Source organism: Variovorax sp. SPNA7, from assembly GCF_033807855.1.
Classification (GTDB): domain Bacteria; phylum Pseudomonadota; class Gammaproteobacteria; order Burkholderiales; family Burkholderiaceae_C; genus Variovorax; species Variovorax beijingensis.
This window is the reverse complement of record NZ_CP138513.1, coordinates 695,735-717,415: the sequence shown is the minus strand read 5'-3', so window position 1 is coordinate 717,415 and position 21,681 is coordinate 695,735. Positions and strand designations below refer to the sequence as shown.

At 68.6% G+C, this 21,681-nt stretch carries 20 protein-coding genes; 8 read left to right on the top strand and 12 right to left on the bottom strand.

The features are described 5' to 3' along the window. The first annotated feature begins 113 nt into the window (after window positions 1-113). Window positions 114-1,022, top strand: a complete 909-nt coding sequence (locus tag RZE77_RS03245; RefSeq protein ID WP_319440667.1) for a LysR family transcriptional regulator — start codon at window positions 114-116, stop codon at window positions 1,020-1,022. Between the two features lie 80 nt (window positions 1,023-1,102). On the opposite strand, the gene RZE77_RS03240 is transcribed toward RZE77_RS03245, so the two are convergent. Continuing rightward, window positions 1,103-1,483 carry an HU family DNA-binding protein gene (locus RZE77_RS03240; protein WP_018903798.1) on the bottom strand — a complete coding sequence of 127 codons (381 nt, stop codon included), beginning with the start codon at window positions 1,481-1,483 and terminating at the stop codon, window positions 1,103-1,105. Window positions 1,484-1,586: 103 nt separating this feature from the next. Further along, window positions 1,587-2,501, bottom strand: coding sequence for a LysR family transcriptional regulator (locus RZE77_RS03235; RefSeq protein ID WP_319440666.1), 915 nt, complete (start codon window positions 2,499-2,501; stop codon window positions 1,587-1,589). Window positions 2,502-2,647: 146 nt separating this feature from the next. Between RZE77_RS03235 and RZE77_RS03230 the strand changes: the two genes are divergently transcribed. Both RZE77_RS03230 and RZE77_RS03225 read left to right on the top strand, forming a co-directional pair. After that, entirely contained in the window at window positions 2,648-3,634 is a 987-nt protein-coding gene (locus RZE77_RS03230; protein WP_319440665.1) for a Bug family tripartite tricarboxylate transporter substrate binding protein, read from the top strand. Window positions 3,635-3,650: 16 nt separating this feature from the next. Beyond that, window positions 3,651-5,180, top strand: coding sequence for an amidase (locus tag RZE77_RS03225; protein ID WP_319440664.1), 1,530 nt, complete (start codon window positions 3,651-3,653; stop codon window positions 5,178-5,180). A 23-nt stretch (window positions 5,181-5,203) separates the two neighbouring features. On the opposite strand, the gene RZE77_RS03220 is transcribed toward RZE77_RS03225, so the two are convergent. Beyond that, window positions 5,204-5,956, bottom strand: a complete 753-nt coding sequence (locus RZE77_RS03220; RefSeq protein WP_319440663.1) for a carbonic anhydrase family protein — start codon at window positions 5,954-5,956, stop codon at window positions 5,204-5,206. A gap of 191 nt (window positions 5,957-6,147) precedes the next feature. On the opposite strand from RZE77_RS03220, the gene RZE77_RS03215 reads away from it, so the two are divergent. Together RZE77_RS03215 and RZE77_RS03210 are read left to right on the top strand one after the other, a co-directional pair. Next, window positions 6,148-8,349 carry a copper-transporting P-type ATPase gene (locus RZE77_RS03215; protein ID WP_319440662.1) on the top strand — a complete coding sequence of 734 codons (2,202 nt, stop codon included), beginning with the start codon at window positions 6,148-6,150 and terminating at the stop codon, window positions 8,347-8,349. 68 nt (window positions 8,350-8,417) lie between these two features. Then, window positions 8,418-8,651: a hypothetical protein gene (locus RZE77_RS03210; protein WP_319440661.1), complete on the top strand. Its 234-nt coding sequence runs from the start codon at window positions 8,418-8,420 to the stop codon at window positions 8,649-8,651. Between the two features lie 39 nt (window positions 8,652-8,690). Here RZE77_RS03210 and RZE77_RS03205 read toward each other — a convergent pair whose 3' ends face one another. Next, window positions 8,691-9,125, bottom strand: coding sequence for a CBS domain-containing protein (locus tag RZE77_RS03205; protein ID WP_319440660.1), 435 nt, complete (start codon window positions 9,123-9,125; stop codon window positions 8,691-8,693). A 199-nt stretch (window positions 9,126-9,324) separates the two neighbouring features. Here RZE77_RS03205 and RZE77_RS03200 point away from each other — a divergent pair, with 199 nt between their 5' ends. After that, entirely contained in the window at window positions 9,325-10,431 is a 1,107-nt protein-coding gene (locus RZE77_RS03200) for an SMP-30/gluconolactonase/LRE family protein (RefSeq protein WP_319440659.1), read from the top strand. A 9-nt stretch (window positions 10,432-10,440) separates the two neighbouring features. Here the strand turns inward: RZE77_RS03200 and RZE77_RS03195 are convergent, their stop codons facing one another. The 5 genes from RZE77_RS03195 to RZE77_RS03175 form a co-directional block, all read right to left on the bottom strand. Then, the gene (locus RZE77_RS03195) at window positions 10,441-12,579 is read right to left on the bottom strand and encodes a LamG-like jellyroll fold domain-containing protein (protein WP_405546913.1); all 2,139 of its coding nucleotides are present in this window, start codon (window positions 12,577-12,579) and stop codon (window positions 10,441-10,443) included. A 204-nt stretch (window positions 12,580-12,783) separates the two neighbouring features. Next, window positions 12,784-14,934, bottom strand: a complete 2,151-nt coding sequence (locus RZE77_RS03190; RefSeq protein ID WP_319440657.1) for an amylo-alpha-1,6-glucosidase — start codon at window positions 14,932-14,934, stop codon at window positions 12,784-12,786. 2 nt (window positions 14,935-14,936) lie between these two features. Further along, a complete protein-coding gene (locus tag RZE77_RS03185) occupies window positions 14,937-16,025 on the bottom strand; it encodes a glycosyltransferase family 4 protein (RefSeq protein WP_319442294.1) in 1,089 nt (362 codons plus the stop codon). A gap of 148 nt (window positions 16,026-16,173) precedes the next feature. Continuing rightward, complete coding sequence (locus RZE77_RS03180) at window positions 16,174-16,701, bottom strand: ferritin-like domain-containing protein (protein WP_319440656.1); 528 nt, start codon at window positions 16,699-16,701, stop codon at window positions 16,174-16,176. Window positions 16,702-16,721: 20 nt separating this feature from the next. Then, window positions 16,722-17,117: a TraR/DksA family transcriptional regulator gene (locus tag RZE77_RS03175; RefSeq protein WP_319440655.1), complete on the bottom strand. Its 396-nt coding sequence runs from the start codon at window positions 17,115-17,117 to the stop codon at window positions 16,722-16,724. Between the two features lie 126 nt (window positions 17,118-17,243). Between RZE77_RS03175 and RZE77_RS03170 the strand changes: the two genes are divergently transcribed. Beyond that, on the top strand, window positions 17,244-18,668 hold the full coding sequence (locus RZE77_RS03170) for a hypothetical protein (RefSeq protein WP_319440654.1): 1,425 nt from the start codon (window positions 17,244-17,246) through the stop codon (window positions 18,666-18,668). Here RZE77_RS03170 and RZE77_RS03165 read toward each other — a convergent pair. The 3 genes from RZE77_RS03165 to RZE77_RS03155 form a co-directional block, all read right to left on the bottom strand. Next, the gene (locus RZE77_RS03165; protein ID WP_319440653.1) at window positions 18,656-19,768 is read right to left on the bottom strand and encodes a mechanosensitive ion channel family protein; all 1,113 of its coding nucleotides are present in this window, start codon (window positions 19,766-19,768) and stop codon (window positions 18,656-18,658) included. The two genes, RZE77_RS03170 and RZE77_RS03165, sit on opposite strands and share 13 nt — an antisense overlap. A 99-nt stretch (window positions 19,769-19,867) precedes the next feature. Beyond that, window positions 19,868-20,251 carry a DUF427 domain-containing protein gene (locus RZE77_RS03160; RefSeq protein ID WP_319440652.1) on the bottom strand — a complete coding sequence of 128 codons (384 nt, stop codon included), beginning with the start codon at window positions 20,249-20,251 and terminating at the stop codon, window positions 19,868-19,870. Continuing rightward, on the bottom strand, window positions 20,248-20,970 hold the full coding sequence (locus tag RZE77_RS03155; RefSeq protein WP_319440651.1) for a dienelactone hydrolase family protein: 723 nt from the start codon (window positions 20,968-20,970) through the stop codon (window positions 20,248-20,250). Before RZE77_RS03155 ends, RZE77_RS03160 begins: the two co-directional genes overlap by 4 nt. A 208-nt stretch (window positions 20,971-21,178) precedes the next feature. Between RZE77_RS03155 and RZE77_RS03150 the strand changes: the two genes are divergently transcribed. Beyond that, complete coding sequence (locus RZE77_RS03150; protein WP_319440650.1) at window positions 21,179-21,670, top strand: SRPBCC family protein; 492 nt, start codon at window positions 21,179-21,181, stop codon at window positions 21,668-21,670. The last annotated feature ends 11 nt before the right edge of the window (window positions 21,671-21,681 follow it).

The window sequence follows — 21,681 nt, the reverse complement described above, 5'->3', positions numbered from 1 at the left end:
AGGCCGTTTCTGGCGCCCGCCGGCCGGAATCGCCAAGGCACGTTGCGTACAGGGCACAGGAATACCATCCACAAGCCCGGATTCCCGGCCCCATTCACCCAGATTCCAGACCGATGCCAGCGCCCGAGCTTTCCAGCCGCCAACTGCGCGCGTTCACGGCCTTGGCCGAACAGCGCAACTTCACGCGCGCGGCGCAGACCTGCCATCTGTCGCAGCCCGCATTCAGTGCACTGATCCGCACGCTCGAGGAAACGCTCGGCGCCCGGCTGTTCGACCGTGACACGCGCAGCGTGCAGCTCACGCCCGAGGGCCGGCTGTTCGAACCCTCGGCGCGGCGGCTGCTGGACGACATGCAGGGCGCCATCGGCGACCTGGCCGACCATGCCCAGCGGCGCAAGGGCCGCGTGAGCGTGGCGGCCCTGCCCTCCCTGGCGGCGGGCCGGCTGCCGGCCATCCTGGCGGAGTTCATGCAGGCGTGGCCCGGCATCACGGTCGAGCTGCACGATGCGCTGTCGGACGCCTGCATTGCCCAGCTGCGCAGCCACCAGGCGGATTTCGCGCTCGCGGCAACCGGTGCCGGCGCCGCCGCGGCCAGCGACCTGCGCGGCCGCAAGCTCTGCGGCGACCGCTTTCACCTGGTCTGCCGCAAGGACCATCCGCTCGCCGGCACCGCCAGGCTCACGGCACGGCAGCTCGCGCCGTGGCCCTTCATCCAGATGGCGCGCAACAGCAGCGTGCGCCAGTCGCTGGACGCTGCGCTGCACCCGCTGCGGCTCAATGCGGTGTTCGAGGTCGAGCACCTGGCCACGGTGATGGGGCTGGTCGAGGCCGGCATCGGCATCAGCGTGGTGCCGGAACTCACGCTCTTCCACTTCCAGCGCGAGACGCTGGTGACGCGGCCGCTGCCGCTGCCCGGCCTCACGCGCACCATCTACCTGGTGCAGCGCCGGGAGGGCAGCCTCTCGGTGGCGGCGCAGACGCTGCACGACCTGATCCTCGAGCGGCTGGGCACGCCGGGCTGAGCTGAAAGTCCGCCCGGAAAAAAGAAAACGGCCCGAAGGCCGTTCTGCGTGGAGGCAGCCTTGCGGCTGCGATCCATTCCTTACTTCTTGGCAGCCTTCTTGGCGGGTGCGGCCTTCTTCGCCGGTGCTGCCTTCTTGGCGGCGGGCTTGGCTGCTGCGGCCTTGTCGGCCTTGCGCTTTGCAGCCTTGGGGTCGATGGCGGCCTTGAACGCTGCGCCCGGCACGAACTTGGGCACCTTCTGTGCGGCGATCTTGATCTTGGCGCCGGCTTGCGGGTTGAAGCCGGTGCGTGCGGCGCGCGCCACTTGCTTGAAGGTTCCGAAGCCGATGAGCTGCACGGGGTCGCCCTTCTTCACTGCGGCGACGATGGAGCCCGTGACGGTTTCCAGGATGCGGGCGGCTTCGGCCTTGCTGACGTTGTGGGCGGTGGCGATCTTTTCGACCAGTTCGATACGGTTCACTTGAAAAATTTCCTTTGGTTTGTTCTCGTCATGTTGCCAATGACGGCGCAGCGGCTGAGGGCAGCTGCAAGCGGCGCGGAGTGTAGCGCACGCGCGGATGCCCTCAGGCCGAGGCCTTGATGGCATCCGTCAAAAACCGCACGAATGCCTTGCCTGCATCGGGCAGCGAGCGGCCCGCGAGCGTCTCGACTTCGAGGTGGCGCTCGTTCATTTCACGGTCCTTCAGCGGGATGGCCACCAGCGCCTTCGACTTGAGTTGCGTGCGGATCGACAGCTCGCCATAGAAGGCGATGGTGCCGCCGCCCGCGGCCGCAAAGCTCACCAGCGCATTCGCATGGTTGCTCGACATGGCCTGCACGTACTGCAGTCCCTGCCGGCTGCAGCTGATGTCGAGCAGCTGCCGGATGGAGCTGTCCCGCGGCGGCAGGCCCAGCGGATAGGCCGCCACCTGGCGCAGCGAGAGCTGCCGCTGCCCCGCCAGCGGATGGTCGCTCGCCATCACGGCGAGGATCGGGCTCGGGTGGCGCAGCTCGATCCGGATGCCGGGCTCGGGCACCGAGCTCAGCGTGATGCCCACGTCCGCTTCGCCGTCGCGGATGCGCCCGGGAATCTCGTGGGGCGGGCAGACCTCCAGATGAAAGCGGATGCCTTCATGCTTCGCGCGAAAGCGCGAGATCAGCGTGGGAAGAAAGTCGAACGCAAAGCCCTCGGTGCTCGCCACGCGCACGCGCCCGCTGCGCAGGCCGCGCAGGCCCTGGATCTCGCCGGCCACGCGCTCGATGTCCTGCTGCACCCGCTTGGCATGCGCGGCCAGCAGTTCGCCGGCCGCATTGGGCACCATGCCGCGCGCGTGCCGGTCGAACAGCAGCGTGTCGAGCTCGCGCTCCAGCCGCGCCACCTGCCGGCTCACGGCGGAAGGCGCCACGTTGAGCTTGAGCGCCGCCTCCTTCACCGAACCGGTCCTGACCACCTCCAGGAAGTAGCGGACCGCGGTTTCCTGCAGCGTGTGAAGCGACATGTTTCTTCCTTGTGGCCGCGTGGCGACGCGCGTTCGTCGATTGCCGAATTGGCAATCCACAATTCTAAACATTGCGCTTGTGGCAGCGCGTTGCGGCTCCTAGGATGAACCTGCATCCCCGCTCTGTTCCCCTCCAGGAGTCCTTCATGAAACGCCTCCCCGCACTGGCCCGCATGGTGCTGTTGTTGTCCTGCCTCGGCCTGGCACCGCTCGCGGCCCTGGCCGCCGACACCGGGTTTCCGTCGCGCCCGGTCACGCTCGTGATTCCCTTTCCGCCCGGCGGCGCCACCGACGTGAACGGCCGCGTGATCGCGCAGCGCCTGGGCAAGGAGCTCGGGCAGCCCGTGGTCATCGAGAACCGCGGCGGCGCCGGCACGGTGATCGGCGCGAGCTATGTTTCCAAGGCGGCGCCCGACGGCTACACGCTGCTGATCAGCTCGGGCACCACCTTCACCGTGAATCCCGCGATCCGCCCGAACCTGCCCTACGACCCGGTCAAGAGCTTCGAGCCGATCGGCCTGGCCGGGCGCGTGGGCATCATCCTGCTTGCGAACAGCGAGGTGCCGGTGCAGACCGTGAAACAGTTCGTCGACTACGTGAAGGCCTCGCCCGGCAAGTATTCGTACGCGTCCTACGGCACCGGCACCACCTCGCAGTTCGCCGGCGAGACCATCCTGCATGCTGCCGGCCTCAAGATGACGCACGTGCCCTACAAGGGCAGCGCCCCGGCCATGACCGACCTGATGGGCGGGCAGGTTTCGTTCAGCGTCGACACCGTGAGCGCGGCCATTCCCCAGCTCAAGAGCGGCAAGATCAAGGCCATTGCCGTGACCACGGCCAAGCGCTCGGCGCTGCTGCCCGACGTGCCCACCATGGCCGAGAGCGGCTACCCCGAAGTCAACACCGACACCTGGCTGGTCGTGGTGGCGCCGAAGGGCCTGCCGCCCGAGGTGAAGGCCAAGCTCGAAAAAGCGCTGGCCGCGACCATGGCCGATCCCGACACGCGCGCCAAGCTCAGTGCCCAGGGCATGGAGCCGGGCTACAGCAATTCGGCCGCCGTGAGCGAGCTGATCGCCAAGGAATTGCCGCAGATGCGCGCCATTGCGGCGCGCGCCAACATCACATCCGATTGACGCCCCCCGAAGCGACATGAGCAGCCACAACACCGAATTGATCGAACACTCCGCCGTCGAACTGCGCCGGCTCATCGGCAGCAAGGCGGTCTCGCCGGTCGAGCTGCTCGAAGCCTGCATTGCGCGCATCGAGCGCGTGAACCCCTTCATCAACGCCGTGACCGCCACCTGCTTCGAGCGCGCGTGGGCCGAGGCCCGAGCGGCGGAAGGCGCCGTGATGCGCGGCGATGCGCTGGGCCTGCTGCACGGCCTGCCGCTCGGCGTGAAGGACCTCGAGCCCACCGAAGGCCTGCTCACCACCTGGGGCTCCGCGATCTTCCGCGACCACGTGCCGCAGGAAGACATCGAACTGGTGGCGCGCCTTCGCAGGGCCGGCGCCATCGTGGCGGGCAAGACCAACGTTCCGGAAATGGGCGCCGGCGCCAACTCGCGCAACGAAGTGTGGGGCGCCACCGGCAACCCCTTCGACCCGAACCTCAATGCCGGCGGTTCTTCCGGCGGCTCGGCCGCCGCGCTGGCCTGCGACATGCTGCCCGTTTGCACCGGCTCCGACACCGGCGGCTCGCTGCGCATTCCGGCCGCCAAGTGCGGCGTGGTGGGCTTCCGGCCTTCGCCGGGCATCGTGCCGAGCGTGCGCAAGCTGCTGGGCTGGACGCCGATCTCGGTCGTGGGCCCGATGGGCCGCACGGTGGAAGACGCCTGCCTGCAGATGGCGGCCTCCGCCGGCATGCACGCGGGCGATCCGCTGAGCTATCCGCTCGATCCGCTCAGCTTCCTGAAGCCGGCCGGCATCGACCTGAGCAACCTGCGCGTGGCGTGGACCGAAGACTTCGGCACCTGCGCGGTGGACGACGGCATCCGCGCCACCATGCGCAGCAAGATCAGCGCGATGCAGCACCTCTTCAAGCGCTGCGACAAGATCGAGCTCGACCTCGGCGAAGCGCACCGCTGCTTCGACGTGCTGCGCGCCGAGGCCTTCGTGGCCGGCATGCATGCCGCCTACCAGCGCGACCCGGCCAGCCTGGGCCCCAACTCCCGCGCCAACTACGAGATGGGCGCGCAGATGAGCCTGCTCGACAGCGCCTGGGCCCAGGCCGAGCAGACCCGGCTCATCAAGCGCTTCCAGGCCGCCTTCGCCGACTACGACCTGATCCTCTCGCCCACCACGCCCGTGTCGCCTTTTCCGTGGACGCAGCTCTATGCGGACACCATCAACGGCGAGAAGCAGGCCAACTACTACCGCTGGCTCGCGCTGACCTACGTGGTCACGCTGACGACGCATCCGGCGCTGTCGCTGCCCTGCGGGCTCGACCATGCGGGCATGCCGTTCGGGCTGCAGATCGTGGGCGCCTTCAGGGCCGACCACCAGGTGCTGGGCGCGGCGCACGCCATGGAACAGGCCTTCGCGGCCGATGCGCAACTGCGCCGCCCGCGGCCCGACATCGCAACGCTGCGCGCTGCCGAACCTGCGCTCACATCGATCGTTACGGCGCCACCAGGCGCGCCTGGCGGCGCCGCTGCGGACGCGGAGGTCTCTGCCGTCTGAAGAAGAAAAACCGGGCCCGGCGTTCAGCGGGCCGCGGATGCGGCGCGACTCTCCGCCGCCGTCAGGGACACCGCCGGAAAACGGATGAGCGGGCGCCCGTTGAGCGCCTGCAGGCTGCGGTTGTTGTGGGCATAGCGCGCACGGAACTGCGCAATCTGGGCGGGCGCCAGCGGCACGGGCACCTGCAGCACGTACCACTCGACGTTCTCCGTCAGCGGCGGCGTGGTCAACGAGCCCAGGTAGTGGAAGTAGGCCTTGTCCCTGGGCAGGAGCACGGAGATGTCGGTTGCCGGCAGCTCGCCGCGGCCTTCCTTGCCGAGCGCGCCCAGTAGCTTGGCCGCCAGCGGATTGGCCGCCCCCTCGCTGTACATGACGCCGACCACTGCCAGGCAGCCGTCCGCGGCACGGAACACGAAGTGCCCCTCCAGCGGGAAATGCTTTCCGTTCAGCGTGTGCTCGCTCTCGGCATGGAAGTGAAACTGCATCAGCTTGAAATGCCGCCCGCGGATCATGGCCTCGGGCCCCTTCGCCTCGACCTCCACCGCATGCCCGTTGTCGACCACTTCGAGCTTTGCGCGGGCGTGGTTCAGGCGGATGTCCTGCGGCTCGAGCGCATCGCCCGCCCGGGCCTCGTGCGTGGGAATGTCGATCGGCGACTGGGCGCTGTCGTGCACTGCCTTCCAGCTGTCCTGGTGGTCGTAGTCGAGCGTCTGGGCATGGAGGGTTGAGGTCGCGAGCAGCGCAACGGCCAGGAGATGGCGAAAGACGGGAGGCATGGGCAGGAATTCCGGCAAGAAAGAAGTTGTGAGATGGGCCTGCCGCACGCCTCTTGACCTTGCCACGATGTCAACCCTGAAACTGAAGCCCGCTTTCAATGAAGGGGACCCTATGCAAGAGTTCGAGATTCAGTCGATGACCTGCGGCGCGGCCATTCTCCGGCGGCCGTCCTGACCCGAAGCTGACCGCCATGAACCACACGCACTCCCACGACACGCACTCCCACCACGCGCCGCACCGGCATGCGCCCACGGCCGAGGCGCCGGCCCAGCCCGCCGGCACCATCTACACCTGCCCGATGCATCCGGAGATCCGGCAGGACCATCCGGGCAACTGCCCCAAGTGCGGCATGACGCTGGAACCCCTGATGCCGACGCTCGACGAGGGCGAAGACCCCGAACTGCGCGACTTCAAGCGGCGCTTCATCTGGACGCTGCCGCTCACCCTCGCGGTCACCGTGCTCGCCATGGCGGGACACCGGCTGCAGTGGTTCGAGATGGCCACGCAGAGCTGGGTCGAACTGGTTCTTTCGGTGCCGATCGTGCTCTGGGCGGGATGGCCCTTCTTCAGGCGCGCCGTGCAATCGGCCGCCAACCGCAGCCCCAACATGTGGACGCTCATCGGCCTGGGCACCGCGGCCGCCTTCGCCTACAGCGTGGTGGCCACGGTGGCGCCGCGCGTGTTTCCCGAATCGTTCATGTCGATGGGCCGCGTGGCGGTGTACTTCGAGGCGGCCGCGGTGATCATCTCGCTCACGCTGCTGGGCCAGATCCTCGAACTCAAGGCGCGCTCGCAGACCTCGGCGGCCATCAAGTCGCTGCTCGGCCTTGCGCCCAAGACGGCGCGGCGCATCGGCGCCGATGGCACGGAAGAAGACGTGCCGATCGCCCACGTGCACGTCGGCGACAAGCTGCGCGTGCGGCCCGGCGAGAAGGTGCCGGTGGACGGCGTGGTGGTCGAGGGCGCGAGCGCGGTCGACGAATCCATGCTCACCGGCGAGCCGCTGCCCGTGACCAAGCGGGCCGGCGACAAGCTCATCGGTGCCACGCTCAACACCAGCGGCGCGCTGGTGATGCAGTCGGAAAAGGTCGGCTCGCAGACCGTGCTCGCAAGCATCGTGCAGATGGTGGCGCAGGCCCAGCGCTCCCGCGCGCCGATGCAGCGCATGGCCGACCACGTGGCCGGCTACTTCGTGATGGCCGTCATCGGCATCGCGGTGCTGACCTTCTTCGCATGGGGCTTCTTCGGGCCGGCGCCGAGCTGGACCCACGGACTCATCAATGCGGTGGCGGTGCTCATCATCGCCTGCCCCTGCGCGCTCGGCCTGGCCACGCCGATGTCGATCATGGTGGCCACGGGCAAGGCGGCCACGCAGGGCGTGCTGTTCCGCGATGCGGCCGCCATCGAGAATTTCCGCAAGGTCGACACGCTCATCGTCGACAAGACCGGCACGCTGACCGAAGGCAAGCCCGGCTTCGAACGCGCGGTGGCGCTGCCCGGCTTCAGCGAGGACGAGGTGCTGCGCCTCGCGGCGAGCCTCGACCAGGGCAGCGAGCATCCGCTGGCGCATGCCATCGTGCGTGCGGCACGCGAGCGTGGGCTTGCGCTGGCCGCGGCCGACGAGTTCGAGTCCGCCAGCGGCATCGGCGTGAGCGGCAGCGCGGGCGGCCGCCGGCTGGCGCTCGGCAACACCGCGCTCATGGACCAGCTGGGCGTGCCGGTCGACGCGCTCAGGCCGCAGGCCGAGGCGCTGCGCGCCGAAGGAGCCAGCGTGATGTTCCTGGCGGTCGACGGGCAGCCCGCCGGCCTGCTGGCCGTGTCCGATCCGGTCAAGGCCACCACCGCGGAAGCGCTCGCGGCGCTCAAGGCGTCGGGCATGCGCGTGATCATGGCCACGGGCGACGGCCTGACCACCGCGCGCGCCGTGGCCGCCAGGCTGGGCATCGAGGAGGTGCACGGCGAGGTCAAGCCGGCCGACAAGCTGGCGCTGGTCGAGAAGCTGCAGCGCGAAGGCCGCATCGTCGCCATGGCCGGCGACGGCATCAACGATGCGCCCGCGCTCGCCAAGGCCGACGTCGGCGTGGCCATGGGCACCGGCACCGACGTGGCGATGAACAGCGCCCAGGTCACGCTGGTCAAGGGCGACCTGCGCGGCATTGCACAGGCGCGCATCGTCTCCGAGAAGACCATCGCCAACATGAAGCAGAACCTGGGCTTCGCGTTCGTCTACAACGCGCTCGGCGTGCCGCTGGCCGCGGGCGTGCTGTTCCCGTTCACGGGCTGGCTGCTGTCGCCGATGATCGCGGCGCTGGCAATGAGCCTGAGCTCGGCATCGGTCATCACGAATGCATTGCGGCTGAGAGCGGAGGGCACGGGCGGCAAGCCGGGCTGACCTGCCGCCCCATCGGGCGCGGGGCCGGCAGCATTCGAATTCGGCCTACATACATCTGGCGCGGGTTCATGCAAGTTGAGCGGATGACACAGCCCATCGAACTCATCATCGAGGAGCCAGCCCTCGGTTCATTTGTCTGGCGCCTGCTCGAAACGGATGCGAACGGAGCGAACCCCAAGGTGCTTCGCGACGCCTTCGATCCGGCGGACACCTATGAAGCCGCACTGGCCGCCGGACAGCGCGCGCTCCACAGCGAGATTCGCCGGCGCGCGCCAAGCCAGGCCCAGGCTCAGAGCGCCTGAGCGAAACCAGCCCTTCGACGCACGGCCCGCGGGCCGTTGCTACAAGTGCTTCGGCCGTGCCGGCTCGGAGATCCTTCCGAGCGGATCGGCCGCCGCACCGGCCTCGCCCTTGGCCGCCACGTCGCCGAGCGACAGGATGCCCACGAGGCGCTTGTCGCGGTCGACCACCGGAAGCCTGCGGATCTGCACCGCGCTCATCTGGCTGAGCGCCTCGTCGACCGTGTCGTCGGCATAGCACCAGTACGCGTCGGCGGTCATGATCTGCTTGACCGGCGATGCGCCCAGGTCGATCTCCCGGGCCACGCCGCGCACGGCAATGTCGCGGTCGGTCACCACGCCGACCAGCCGGCTGCCGTCGCACACCGGCAGCACGCCCACTTCGAGTTCTTCCAGGGCCTTGGCGGCCTGCACGATGGTGTCGCCCGGCGCCACCGTGCGCACGCCGCGCGTCATCACTTCATGAACTTGAGTCATCGCATGTCCTTTCTGCAGCGAAGCCGGATGGAAAGCCCCCTGCAGATCCGAGCTTAGGCAGGCGCCGGCCGGGCCATGTCGGCAGTCTCGCGGAACGCGAGTCAGCCATGTCGCACTTGGCACGGCGGGCGCGGATGCCGCGGGCGGATACGTAAGATCGCGTGCGCCGATTTCCGCAACGACACAAGGAGATTCACAGATGCAGAACGCAACCCTCAAGCCGCGCCGGCGCTTCCTGAAGAATGCCGCGGGCTCGGGTCTGGCCGCCTTCGCCGGGCTGGCCGGCGCGCAGTCCTTCGACTTCAAGCCCAACCAGCGCTACCCGGACCCCTCGGTGCTGATCCTGGATCCGAGCTTTGCCAGGTACCGCATCTACAGCAGCAGCGTCGAGCAGCTGGGCACCGGCATGCGCTGGGCCGAGGGACCGGTGTACTTTCCGGAAGGCGGCTACCTGCTGTGCAGCGACATTCCGAACAACCGGCTCATGAAGTACGACGAGAAGACCGGCAAGTTCACGGTGCACAAGCAGAACGCCAACTATGCCAACGGCAACACGCGCGATCGGCAGGGCCGCCTCGTCACCTGCGAGCATTCGGTCACGCGCCGCGTGGTGCGCACCGAGAAGAACGGCCGCATGACCGTGCTGGCCGACCGCTACGAGGGCAAGAAGCTCAATGCGCCCAACGACGTGGTCGTGAAGTCCGACGACAGCGTGTGGTTCACCGACCCGACCTTCGGCATCAACGGCGAGTGGGAAGGATCGAAGGCCACGCCGGAGCAGGCCACCACCAACGTCTACCGCATCGCGAAGGACGGCAAGCTCAGCGCCGTCATCACCGATCTCGTGAACCCGAACGGGCTCGCGTTCTCGCCGGACGAGAAGAAGCTCTACGTGGTCGAGTGGAAGGGCACGCCCAACCGCAGCATCTGGAGCTACGACGTTGCAGCCGATGGCGCCAGCGTGTCGAACAAGACCAAGCTGATCGACGCGGACGGCCCCGGCGCGCTCGACGGATTCCGCGTCGACCGCGACGGCAACCTCTGGTGCGGATGGGGCTTCAGCGGCGCATTCGCGCCCGAGCCCACCGACGTGGGCGGCGGCCTGAAGGCCCACCTGCCGCTCGGAAAATCCGAAGAGATGGACGGCGTGAAGGTCTTCAACCGCGACGGCAAGCCGATCGGCTTCATCCGCCTTCCGGAACGCTGCGCCAACCTGGAGTTCGGCGGACCCAAGCGCAACCGCCTCTACATGGCGAGCAGCCATTCGCTCTATGCGCTCTACGTGGAGGCGCACGGGGCGGTCTAGCGTTCGGCCCTACACCAGCGCTGCAAGCTCCGCGGCACCCAGCGCGCCCTGGTAGATGCGGAAATCGCCGAGGCGGCCGCGCAGCGGCGGATCGTTCGGATACTGCGAACGCCCGAGCAGGTTCCGCGTCGTCTCTCCGAGTTCGCAGGGCCCGAAGCTCATCTGCGCATTGCTGCCGGCCGCCACGCCGTCGATGTACAGCGTGCCGAGCGTGCCGGACAGGGTCACCGCCACATGCACCCAGCGGCCGGTCGGCAGCGGCGACGCGCCTTCGATCATCTGCATGTTGTAGCCGTGGACCGGCGAGATGGCGTAGCGCACCTTGCCGGTGTCGCTGCGCGGCGTGAGCATCATGTAGCGGCGCTCGCCGGAGCCGAAGTCGAAGACGCGCGACCAGGTCGAGATCTCGTCCAGGAACACCCGGCAGGCGATGGTGAAGTCGGCCACGTCTTTCACCACGCCCACGGGAAGTTCGGCGTAGTCGGCGGCCGCCTGCGTCTCGCTGAAGTCGCGCTGCAGCAGCAGTTCGGACTTGATGGCGGCGCGGGCCTCGTCGGAGGGGTTGCCTTCCCCGGCCGCGGTCAGCGCCACCACCGCGTAGTGGTACACCACGCCGGGCGCGACGGTGGTGTCGGTGAAGGTCAGCGTATCGCTGATGCCCGAGGCCACCGTGGCATACGGGCCGCCCGCCATGGTGGCGCGCTTGACCGAATAGCTCAGCGCGCCGGTGCAGCCCCACCACGACAGCTCGACCTGCGGTCCGTGCACGCGCGCGGTGAGCCCGCTCGGCCGCACCGGCGTCGCGACCGGATCGCGTGTGAAGGTGAGCGTTCCGAAGCCGAGCTGGTCGCCGTTGTTGCCGTCCGTCTCGGGCCGCAGCTGCTCGGCCTGCAGTGCGGTGTAGGGCGTGGCAATGCCCAGGCGGTTGGCATAGTGGTGGTGGACGCTTTCCCAGATGCCGCGTCGGTGGCCGAGGCCGTCCGCCAGCACGGTCTTTATTCCCTGCCGGTTGGCGCTGGTGAGAAAGGGCACGGTGTAGAAGTTGCCGCTGCCGTCGCGCAGGTTGGACTTGGCCACGTACTCGGCGCCGGCAAGGAAGCGGTTGTTCTCGTAGCCGTAGATGTCGTCGCCCTGGTTCCACGCCATCTCGCAGAACGCGCCCGCCAGGCCGATGCCCAGCGTGCAGTGGCCCTGGTCGCGGCCGCTCTCCTGCCATTGGCCGAGATAGCCGGGATGCACGTGGTAGACCGCCTGCAGGCCCGCGCCGTTGCCCTGGCCCGCCTTGTAGTAGCTGATCGCCTCGTCGTAGAGGTCCGGCCGGTCGCACAGCACGCCGATGGCCAGGATCGAGCCCAGCGCGCACTGGTCCCAGTTGGCCCAGTAGTTGGTGATCACCGCACCGTTGTGCCTGGTGAGGAAGTCGTGGTTGAGCGGGTAGAACACCGTGAGCATCATGTTCTGGAAGCGCGCGAAATCGCTGGCCGCCCATCCCGCATAGGACCGCATGATCTCGGCCGCGTTCGCGAACTGCTGGCCGTAGATGCCCGCCGCCAGGAAGCGGTCGGCATTGCCCTCGATCGCGGTCAGCGTGGACGACCACTCGTTGAGGAACACGACCGCGAGGTCGGCATAGCGCGTGTCCTCCGACACCTTCCAGCGCAGCGCGAGCTGGTAGGCGCGCGCGATGTCGATGTACATCTGCGCGAAGTTCTGCCCGTCGCCGCCGCGGATCACCGTGGCCAGCGGCCGCGGCCTGGCGCCGAGCTGCGAACGGCCGTTGGACGTGAGTGCGTTCCAGCCGGCGACCCAGGGCTGCGCATTGGCCGCGACCTTCTGGCGCATGCGCTCGAAGTCGGCCTCGGTATGCAGCAGGCCGGGGTGCGCGAACTTGCGCGCCTGCGGTTCGGCAGGCGCCGCATCGAGTACGGCTGATGCCTCGGGCGCGGCGGGCGGGGCGTCCGCGGGGGCCGATGCATCCGCCTGCGGCACATTGCCCAGCGCGCCGAAGCCGCCCACCGCGCCGCCGCCACCACCACCACCTCCTCCGCACGCGGTGGTGCCGAGGGCCGCGAGACTCACGGCGCCCACGCAGAATGCGCGGCGGTCCAGGGGATTGCTGTTGTTGTTTTGGTTTTGTGACTGATGCATGTCGGGATCGAGTTTTGTTAGCCCTCGTTACCGCAACATGCGTGCCCAATCCGCGATGCATTCTTTTCCATTCACCGAATCGCCGGCGCGGGACGCGGCGGCACCGCGAAGGTGCAGGAAGCCGCGCGCCAGATGACATTCAGTGTCACCCCGGCGCGCCGATGCGCTCAGAAATGTCATGCCAGCCCGCCGCGGGCCGCCGCGCTAGAGCTGCAGGTTGACCTGGACACCGGGCGTGCCGGGCGCTGTTTGCGCGACCACCACGATGCGCTCCTCGAGCCGCTGGAAATGCAGGTCCACCCGCGCCTGGCCCACCTGCAGCCGCTGCACATGCAGCTGGTCGATGTCGGCCGGCAGCCGCGGCTGCACGATCTTCACCTCGCGCCGGATGCCATCCACCTGCAGGCCGAGGCAGGCCTGCAGCAGCATGAACACCGACCCCGCGGCCCAGGCCTGCGGCAGGCACGCCACCGGATAGGCCACGGGCGACTGGCCCGGCTCGCGGTCGAAGCCGCAGAACAGTTCCGGCAGCCGCATGCCGAAGTGCGAGGCCGACTCGAACAGGTTGTCCAGGATGCGCACCACGCCGTCGCGCTCGCCGTAGCGGGCGAGGCCGGCCGCGCACAGGGCGGCGTCGTGCGGCCACACCGATCCGTTGTGATAGGACATCGGATTGAACCGCACCGCTTCGGCCGGCAGGGTGCGGACCCCCCAGCCCGATGCAAAGGCGGACGACAGCAGCTGGCGGCCCACGGCCTGGGCCCGCTCGGCGCTCGGCAGGCCGGTGAACAGCAGGTGGCCCGCATTGGAGGCGCGCACGCGGCAAGGCTGGTTGGCGCCGTCGATGGCCAGCGCATAGAAGCCCAGGTCGTCGAGCCAGAACCGGCTCTCGACCGCAAGGCGCATGGCCGCCGCGCGCTGGCGCCAGCGGCTCGCGCCCGCATCGCCGCGCCACTCGGCCATGGCCGACATCGCGAGAAAGGCCGCATAGGCATAGCCCTGGACCTCGACCAGCGCGATCGGCCCCTCGGGCGTGCGGCCGTCGGCGTGGAAGATGGAATCGTGGCTGTCCTTCCAGCCCTGGTTGACCAGGCCGCTGGTCTCGCCGCGCTGGTAGGCGAGCAGGCCGTCCGGATGGCGCGCCATGTTCCGCTCCATCCATTCGCAGGCCGCGCCGAGCGCGGGCCAGATGCGGTCGATGGTGGCGCGGTCGCCGGTGCGCCGCGCATAGGCGCCGGCCAGCGCCACGAACAGCGGCGTGGTGTCGACACCGCCGTAGTACTGGCCGAAGGGCAGTTCGTCGACAGCGGCCATCTCGCCCTTGCGGGTCTCGTGCATGATCTTTCCGGGCTCCGCATCGCGGAAGCTCGAGGTCTGGTGCGCCTGCCGCGCCGCCAGGAATTCGAGCACGCCCTGCGCCAGCCTCGGGTCGATCCACAACGTCTGGAAGGCCGTGACGATGGCGTCGCGCCCGAACGGCGTCGAGAACCACGGGATGCCCGCATAGGGATAGGGGCCGGTGGGCAGGTCGGTGGTGAGCAGCGCGAGATCGGCGCGCGAGCGGTCGAGCCAGGCCTGGAACAAGCGCCCCGAAGCCTGCAGCCGCGAGCCCCGCCGCTGGCGTGCGCGCATGCGCCAGCGCGCGAGCACGCCAGCCTCGCGGAAACGCTGGGCACCGGGCCGCGCGGGTGCCGTGCCCACCTCCAGATAGAGCGTCCAGTGGCCGTGCGCCGCCAGCGGCACCGTGAATTCGGCAGTGCCCGCATCGAGGCGCTGCGGCGCCTCGGAAAAATCGATGCAGGCCAGCCGCGTGACCGTGTCCAGCCCCTGGTAGCGCAGCACCACGCCCTGCGCGGCGACCTCGGGTGCGCCGATGTCGCCGCGCCGCGCGCGCCGCTGGCCGCGCACCTCGAACATGTCGCGGAAGTCGGCGCCGAACTGCAGCGCGAGCGGCGCCTGCGCGGGCTGGTCGCCGTAGTTGACCAGCCGGATGCGCTCGAACAGCCGCGCACCCCAGAGAAAGCGCTTGCGCTCCATGTGGATCACGCCCTGCGGCATGGACGTCGACCCGAGCACCGGCAGCGGCCGGTTGGTGAGGTTGGCGGTGAAGAAGACGTTGTCGTGGCTCACGCCGCTGGACAGGAGCGGCGGCCGCGCGCCGTCCAGCCTGAGCACGAAGGTCGACAGCATGCGCGTGTCGTCGTGGAAGAGACCGTCCACGCCGCCGCCCACGTCGCCGTGGCCGTCCATGACGAAGTAGGTGTCGCCCTCCTTGAGCACGAAGGCATGCTGCACCGCGCGCTCCGGCGCGGGCTCGGCCTGCTCGGCGGCAGGCACTTCGGCGCTCATGTTCATGCTCAGGCGGCCTCGCGGTAGAGGGGCTCTTGCAGCTCTTGCGACTGCTGCGGCGGGAGCTCGCCGCCGCCGGCCAGGCGCGCGTACTGCTCGACATAGGCACTGGCCATGGCCTGCGCCGTGTAGCGCCGCTCGAAGGCTTGCCGCACGCGGCGGCGGTCGAGCCCGCCGATGGCGTGCACCGCTTCGACGGCCTGCGCCTCGTCCTCGACGATGAGCCCGCTCACGCCCTGCTCGATCACCTCGGGCACCGAGCCGCAGCGCCACCCGATCACCGGCGTGCCGCAGGCCATGGCCTCGATCATCACCAGGCCGAAGGGCTCCGGCCAGTCGATCGGGAACAGCAGCGCGCGCGCACCGCCCAGGAAGGCGGCCTTGTCGGCGTCGCCGATCTCCCCGATGAACTCGACCAGCGGATCGTCCAGCAGCGGCCTGATCTTCTGCGCGAAGTAGCTTGCATCCGCCGCATCGACCTTGGCCGCGATCTTCAGCGGCAGCCCGGCGCGCCTGGCGATCTCGATGGCGCGGTCGGGCCGCTTCTCGGGCGAGATGCGGCCGAGGAAGGCCAGGTAGCCACCGGGGTTCGGCTCGAAGGCGTAGGGCGTCTCTTCGAGTCCGTGCGGAATGGTCGCGAGCCAGTTGGCAAAGGGCAGCGGCTTGCGCTGGTGCCGCGAGATGGAGACCAGCGGAAACTGGTTCCAGCGCATGTACGCGCCGGGCAGGTCCGCAATGTCGAGGCGCCCGTGCAGCGTGGTGAGCGTGCGGCCGGCCATGTCCTCGAAGAACGGGAAGTGAAGCAGGTCGACGTGGAAATGCAGCACGTCGAACTCGTGCGCTCGTCGTCGCACTTCGTGGAGCATGCAAAGGTGGCTGGCCAGGTCGGACTTCAGCGGCGCCGGGTCCAGCCGCAGGGCCTGGGCCCGCATGGGCGCCAGACGGGCCCGGGTCTGCGTGTCCGCGGAGGCGAACAGCGTGACCTCGTGGCCCTGGTCCACCAGCGCATTGGCCAGGTGGGCAACGACCCGTTCGGTGCCGCCATAGAGCCGCGGCGGAACGGCTTCGTACAGGGGCGCGATCTGCGCGATCTTCATCGTCAAGACAATCTCCTCGAAAGGGAATGAATGAACAAGGAACAAGGCGAAGAATGGAGGCGGCACGGCCTCCGGCGCATATTTTGGGGTGGGCCTTCCCGCTTTCAAGAGCCGCTTGCGCCGCTTGCGGGAACGCGCTGTAGCGGTCCTAGTGCTTGGCCGTGACCTCCGCCTGCTGGCGCGCAAGAAAGTCCTGCGTGATGACGGGCAGCTGCTCCAGCAGCCAGGCCGCCATCGCCTCTTCCTCGACCAGGATGGCTTCGCACACGCGCTGCGTCTCCTCGTCTCCGGCCACCCTGGCGGCGGCGATCAGGATGCGGTAGGAGGCGATCTCCATGTGCTCGAAGGTGTACGAGGACAAGGCCGCCTTCACCACTTCGTCCGACACGAACAGGCCGCTGAGGCTCTGGGCCGCGGCGGTGATGCGCGCGGTGAGGTCCTTCACCACGGAGACATCGCCGCCGCGCCGCCGGATGCAGTCGCGCACCTGCCTTGCCTGGATGCGCGTCTGGTCGAGATGCGCGAGGATGCGTTCCTTGAGCACGGGATAGTTCTTCAGCCGGTCGGCGGTGCCGCTCAGCATTTTTTCGGCCTGCTCTTCCATGGCATGCGCATCGCGCAGCCAGTCCATCAGGTTTTCTTCGGCGGGCGAGGTGGTCAGTTTCCTGTCGGGCATGTGGCTCTCCTTCCTTGGGTTCACAGGGCGGGGGGAATGCGGATCTCGATCGGATGCGTGCGCTCATGGCGCTGCTGGCACTCGAGGCAGCGCGCCGAGGCCGGCATGGCCTCGAGGCGATCGAGCGGGATCTGCACGCCGCAATCGATGCAGGTTCCGAACTCGCCGGTGCGCAGGCGCTCGCGCGCGGCCTCGATGTCCCGCAGCTCGGACACGTCGCGCTCCACTTCCGCGCCCCGGAGCGCGCCGCGCAGCCGCTCCTCGGCCGCGTCCACCGTGTCCGGCACCTGGACGTGCGGGGTGCTGCGGGTGGGCGCCTCGTCCTCGTCGGCCCTGGCGGTCCTCAGTTCGCTTTCGAGTTCGGCCGCCCGCTCGTCGAGCTTGCGGTTCCATTGCGCTTTTTCAGTGTTGTTCATGGCGATATCGTGGGCAATCCGCATGCCCGCCGGAGGGCCGCGCCACCTGCGCCAAGGCGCCCGAGGGCGTAGAGTGGACGGCGGCTTCCGCCCCGAAACCCGAGGGCATCCAGCAGCAGGATTCGAATGGATTTGCAGCAGCAGCAACAACAGCATCACCTCGACGCGCTTCTCCTGGCTGCCTTGCGCACGGCGCCACGCAGGTACCGCCTGCCGCCGCTGCCGGCCGATGCCGAGGCAGCCGTGGCGGGCGGCACCGAAGCCACGCTCGCGTTTGCGATCGAGGCCGCACGCATCGAGAAGGCATCGCCCGCGGCGCTGCCCGGCCACGGCGGCATCCAGGCGCTTTTCACCCGCGCGCTGGCGCAGCTGATCCGCGAGGCGCTCGCGCCCGAATACGGCGACCCGGCGTTCCAGGCCGCCATGCTGCAGGCGCGGGACGCGCAGGTGCATGAACATGTGCAGCTGTCCCGGCAGCGCGCGGCCGATCGGCGCACGCTGAGGATGGCAGTCGATGCCATCGCGCACCCGGGCAAGCTGCGGCGCGAGGCGGCCGGCGCCGCGCGCGACGCGCTGGGCCGGCTGCACGGCCTTGCGGCAGCGGGCGCGTGGGCGGAACTTGCAGAGGCCGTCGGGCAGCTGCTCGCGCAGGAACTACCCGACGCCGAGAACTTTCGCGCGCCGCTGGAAGCGATCCACGCAAGCCCCGCGCTGCAGCGGCTGGTGCGCGGCAGCGAGCTGCTCCGGCTCGAGAGCGTGCAGCACTACCTGGCGCTGTGCGAACGGCGCGGACCGCTCGCGGGCAGCGATGCGGCAGCCGCCGAAGGGCGCGCATCGGCGCAGCAGGGCCGGATCGCCGAACACGCCGCGGTCGAGGCCTTCCGCAAGATCGCCGGCATGCTGAACCGCCATCGCAAGGAAGCCGCCACCTACCGCGTCGCACGCGGTCTTCGCACGCCGCGCGGATTTCCGGGAGAAGCGAACAAGGCCAAGGAAGAATGGGACGCCGCCATCGTGCGCGGCGATGCACGCGACGAAGCGGGTGGCGGCGCCGACCTCGTTCTTCTTGCCGAAACCAAGGCCTCGCCCGCCGCAGCCACGTCCGACTTTCCGCGCCTGCTGCGCGGCCTGCGGCGCCTTGCGCAGGCCCGCGCCGAAGCGGTCTACGCCTTTGCATCGGCCGACGGCGAGCAGCGCATTGCCGGCGCATCGCTGCAGGGCCTGCGGCCGGTCCGCCGCCTGTTGCCGCCCCACGTGATCTATTGCTGCTCGGCACCGCCCGAAGCCTTGCCGCAGCCGCTGGGCGCCGCAACCAAGGCCGTGCTGCTCGCCGAGCCCGCGAGCCTGGCCTTCGCGCAGCAGCTCGCGCGCGGCGAGGCGCCATCGCATGCCGAGCTGGCTCCGGTCTGGCATGCGCTGGCCACGGCACCGCGGCTGCAGGCCGCATTGCACCAGTACGAGACCGCGCAGAAGGCACGCGCAGCCATGCTGCATCCGGACGACCTGCTGGCCTCGGTGGCACAGTGCCTGCAGCGCTCCTACTCTTCCTGAGTGGCCAGTTCCTTCTCCACCGCGCGCCGGCCCTCGGGCGGCAGCACATGCAGGGTTCGCGCCGGAATCGCGAACTCCACGCCCAGGCGCGCGAACTCGCGCATCATCTGCAGGTTGAGGCGCTGCTGCTCGTCCATGTAGAGCCCGTAGTCCGGCGTGGTCACGAAGTACACCACCTCGAAGTCGAGCGAGCTTTCGCCGAAGGCCTGGAAGTGCACGCGGTCCAGCCGCAGCGACGGCCGCGACTCGATCAACCGCTTCACGATGCCCGGTATGGCTTCCAGCTGTTCGGGCGTGCTGCGATAGCTCACGCCAAACTTGAAGGCGATGCGGCGCTCGTCCATGCGGCGATAGTTCTTCACGGTCTGCTTGAGCAGGTCGGTGTTGCCGATCACGATCTGTTCGCCGCTCAGGCTGCGCAGCCGCGTGGTCTTGAGGCCCACGTGCTGCACCGTGCCCGAGAGACCGCCAACACCGATCGCATCCCCCACCTCGAACGGCTTGTCGACCGCGATGGACAGCGAGGCGAACAGGTCGCCCAGGATGTTCTGCATCGCAAGGGCAATCGCAATGCCGCCCACGCCCAGGCTGGCCACGAACGCGGTGATGTTGACGCCCAGGTTCGACAGCACCGCCAGCAGAATCACCGCCCACAGCACGGTGCGCAGCGACCACGACATCAGCGTGGCCGATGCGCTGACCTGCGTCATGCTCGCGGAGGAATGGCGCTGCTCGTAGCGGCGCAGCCCGAAGCCGATGGCCCGGGTGAACCACAGGCCCGCCTGCAGCGCGAGCGCAATGAACCACAGCTGCCCGACGCGCTGGTTCCAGCGCTCGGGCAGGTCGAGCATGCCCACGCCGACGAGCAGCGCGGCCAGCACCAGGAATGCGCGGTTGGTGCCGGCCAGCACTTCGACCACCGTGTCGTCGACGCGATTGCTCGTGTGCTGCGCGATGCCGCGCATCCGCCCGATCATGTAGCGCAGCACCAGCCGCATCGCCAGGTAGGTGGCAAGGGCGGCAGCCACGGCGAGCGCCAGGTCGGGCACGGCCAGGCCCATCAGCGTTGCATCGGCCAGCGCCTCGAGCGCTTCATTCATCAGGGAAGGCCTTTCCGGGCTTGGCGTGAAGGAGGGTCATCGCTGCGGCTTGTGCGGCAAATATTGCCGCACGTGCGAGAGCGCTATCCGGCGGCTCGCTCAGCTCTTCGGGCGGACATGGATTTCCGGCAACCTGTCGTCGTAGAAAGCCATGCGGCCCTTCAGCGCCTGGTGCTCGTCGTACGGATCCTCATACGACCAGATCGCGTCGTCGAGTTGCCGTTCGCCCACGTTCAGGCTGTAGTAGCTCGCGGTGCCCTTGAACGGGCATTCGGACGTGGTCTGCGAACGCTTGAGCTTGTCCGTGCGGACGTCGGTGCGCGGAAAGTAGTAGCGCACCGGCGACTTGTCCTCGACCACCTTGATCACGTCCGCCGAACTCGCGACGACCACGCCTTCGACCTCGACCTCCATCGGCTGGCGAAGCGGTTCTTCGCGCACCTGGTGGTCGGGCCATTTCTGGTGTCCGGGTGATTTGCTCATTTCTTCGTACTCCTGGAGGGATCGAGATGGTCCCGAAACCAGTCGCGCGCCAGCTTCGACACCGCGCCCAGTGCTTCGGGCTCTTCGAAAAGATGCGTTGCGCCGGGCACGAGCGAAAGCCGCTTCTCGCCGCGCAGCGCCGCAAGGGCTTGCCAGTTCATGTCGATCACCGGCCCATCGTTGCCGCCGACGATCAGCAGCGTCGGCGCACGCACGCGCTCGAGCGCCTGCCCGGCCAGGTCGGGCCGCCCGCCGCGCGAGACCACGGCGTGCACCGCGTCGGGCCGCTGTGCCGCCGCCACCAGCGCGGCACCAGCGCCGGTGCTCGCGCCGAAGTAGCCGATCCTCAGGCCGGCGGCGGCCTCGTAGTCGCACAGCCAGTCGGTCAGCCCGACGAGCCGGTCGGCCAGCATGTCGATGTCGAAGCGCAGCTCGCGCGTGCGCTCGTCGATGGCCTCCTCCTCGGAGGTCAGGAGGTCGACGAGCAGCGTGGCCAGCTTCGCCTCGTTGAGGCTCTCCGCGACCTGGCGGTTGCGCGGGCTGAAGCGGCTGCTTCCGCTGCCATGCGCAAACAGCACGATCCCGCGGGAGACCGCCGGCAGGCTCAGGTCGGCCTCCAGCGTCACGGAAGAGCGCAGCGGAATTCGGAGCGCACGGCGCTCGAAGGGTCTGGATGGGGGGTCCAATTTGGCTTCCTTTGCGCGAGGCACTTCACACATTGCTCGGCCTCGCCATCGGTCACCTTATTTTTTTGCAGCGGTTCTTCTGTAGGGCGATGCTCACATTCGCGTAGGTGCAGTGGAGCGTTGCATATTGAAAGAAACTGCGCCGCAGGTGGGTCAATGTCGCCGAGTGCTCATGGTGTGAGGCGCTCCATGCCAAGATCGATTGGCAAGCGCAACATCGCGTCCTGCAAAGGAGGCCCCCATGAAAGTCGAGATCACGAAAGCACCCGTCGCCCAAACGGAGATGCTCATCCGCAAGCCCGTCGCAGAGGTGTTCGGGGCGTTCATCGATCCCCGTGTGACAACCAACTTCTGGTTCACCAAAAGCAGCGGCCGGCTCGAGACCGGCCGTGAAGTCAGATGGGACTGGGAGATGTATGGCGCATCCACATCGGTGCTCGTGAAAGACATCGAGCCCGACAAGCGCATCGTGATCGAGTGGGACGGGTACAGCGGCCGCACGACGGTCGAATGGAAGTTTTCCGCACGCAAGGATGGAACGACCTATGTCGTCATCACGGAGTCTGGCTGGACAGGAGATGGCGACGAACTCTTCAAGTACGTTGCCGAGTCGACCCAAGGCTTCACCTGGACGCTTGCAGGGCTCAAGGCGTTCCTCGAGCATGGCATCAAGCTGAATCTTGTCGCGGACAAGAACCCCGATGCGCACAAGGCGGGCTGGCAGCCGGCCTGACCGTTCATTGC

Coding starts and splice junctions, on each gene's coding strand:
- RZE77_RS03245 (WP_319440667.1), top strand. CDS start 114: ATGCCAGCGCCCGAGCTTTCCAGCCGCCAACTGCGCGCGTTCACGGCC.
- RZE77_RS03235 (WP_319440666.1), bottom strand. CDS start 2,501: ATGTCGCTTCACACGCTGCAGGAAACCGCGGTCCGCTACTTCCTGGAG.
- RZE77_RS03230 (WP_319440665.1), top strand. CDS start 2,648: ATGAAACGCCTCCCCGCACTGGCCCGCATGGTGCTGTTGTTGTCCTGC.
- RZE77_RS03225 (WP_319440664.1), top strand. CDS start 3,651: ATGAGCAGCCACAACACCGAATTGATCGAACACTCCGCCGTCGAACTG.
- RZE77_RS03220 (WP_319440663.1), bottom strand. CDS start 5,956: ATGCCTCCCGTCTTTCGCCATCTCCTGGCCGTTGCGCTGCTCGCGACC.
- RZE77_RS03215 (WP_319440662.1), top strand. CDS start 6,148: ATGAACCACACGCACTCCCACGACACGCACTCCCACCACGCGCCGCAC.
- RZE77_RS03210 (WP_319440661.1), top strand. CDS start 8,418: ATGCAAGTTGAGCGGATGACACAGCCCATCGAACTCATCATCGAGGAG.
- RZE77_RS03205 (WP_319440660.1), bottom strand. CDS start 9,125: ATGACTCAAGTTCATGAAGTGATGACGCGCGGCGTGCGCACGGTGGCG.
- RZE77_RS03200 (WP_319440659.1), top strand. CDS start 9,325: ATGCAGAACGCAACCCTCAAGCCGCGCCGGCGCTTCCTGAAGAATGCC.
- RZE77_RS03195 (WP_405546913.1), bottom strand. CDS start 12,579: ATGCATCAGTCACAAAACCAAAACAACAACAGCAATCCCCTGGACCGC.
- RZE77_RS03190 (WP_319440657.1), bottom strand. CDS start 14,934: ATGAACATGAGCGCCGAAGTGCCTGCCGCCGAGCAGGCCGAGCCCGCG.
- RZE77_RS03185 (WP_319442294.1), bottom strand. CDS start 16,025: ATGAAGATCGCGCAGATCGCGCCCCTGTACGAAGCCGTTCCGCCGCGG.
- RZE77_RS03180 (WP_319440656.1), bottom strand. CDS start 16,701: ATGCCCGACAGGAAACTGACCACCTCGCCCGCCGAAGAAAACCTGATG.
- RZE77_RS03175 (WP_319440655.1), bottom strand. CDS start 17,117: ATGAACAACACTGAAAAAGCGCAATGGAACCGCAAGCTCGACGAGCGG.
- RZE77_RS03170 (WP_319440654.1), top strand. CDS start 17,244: ATGGATTTGCAGCAGCAGCAACAACAGCATCACCTCGACGCGCTTCTC.
- RZE77_RS03165 (WP_319440653.1), bottom strand. CDS start 19,768: ATGAATGAAGCGCTCGAGGCGCTGGCCGATGCAACGCTGATGGGCCTG.
- RZE77_RS03160 (WP_319440652.1), bottom strand. CDS start 20,251: ATGAGCAAATCACCCGGACACCAGAAATGGCCCGACCACCAGGTGCGC.
- RZE77_RS03155 (WP_319440651.1), bottom strand. CDS start 20,970: ATGTGTGAAGTGCCTCGCGCAAAGGAAGCCAAATTGGACCCCCCATCC.
- RZE77_RS03150 (WP_319440650.1), top strand. CDS start 21,179: ATGAAAGTCGAGATCACGAAAGCACCCGTCGCCCAAACGGAGATGCTC.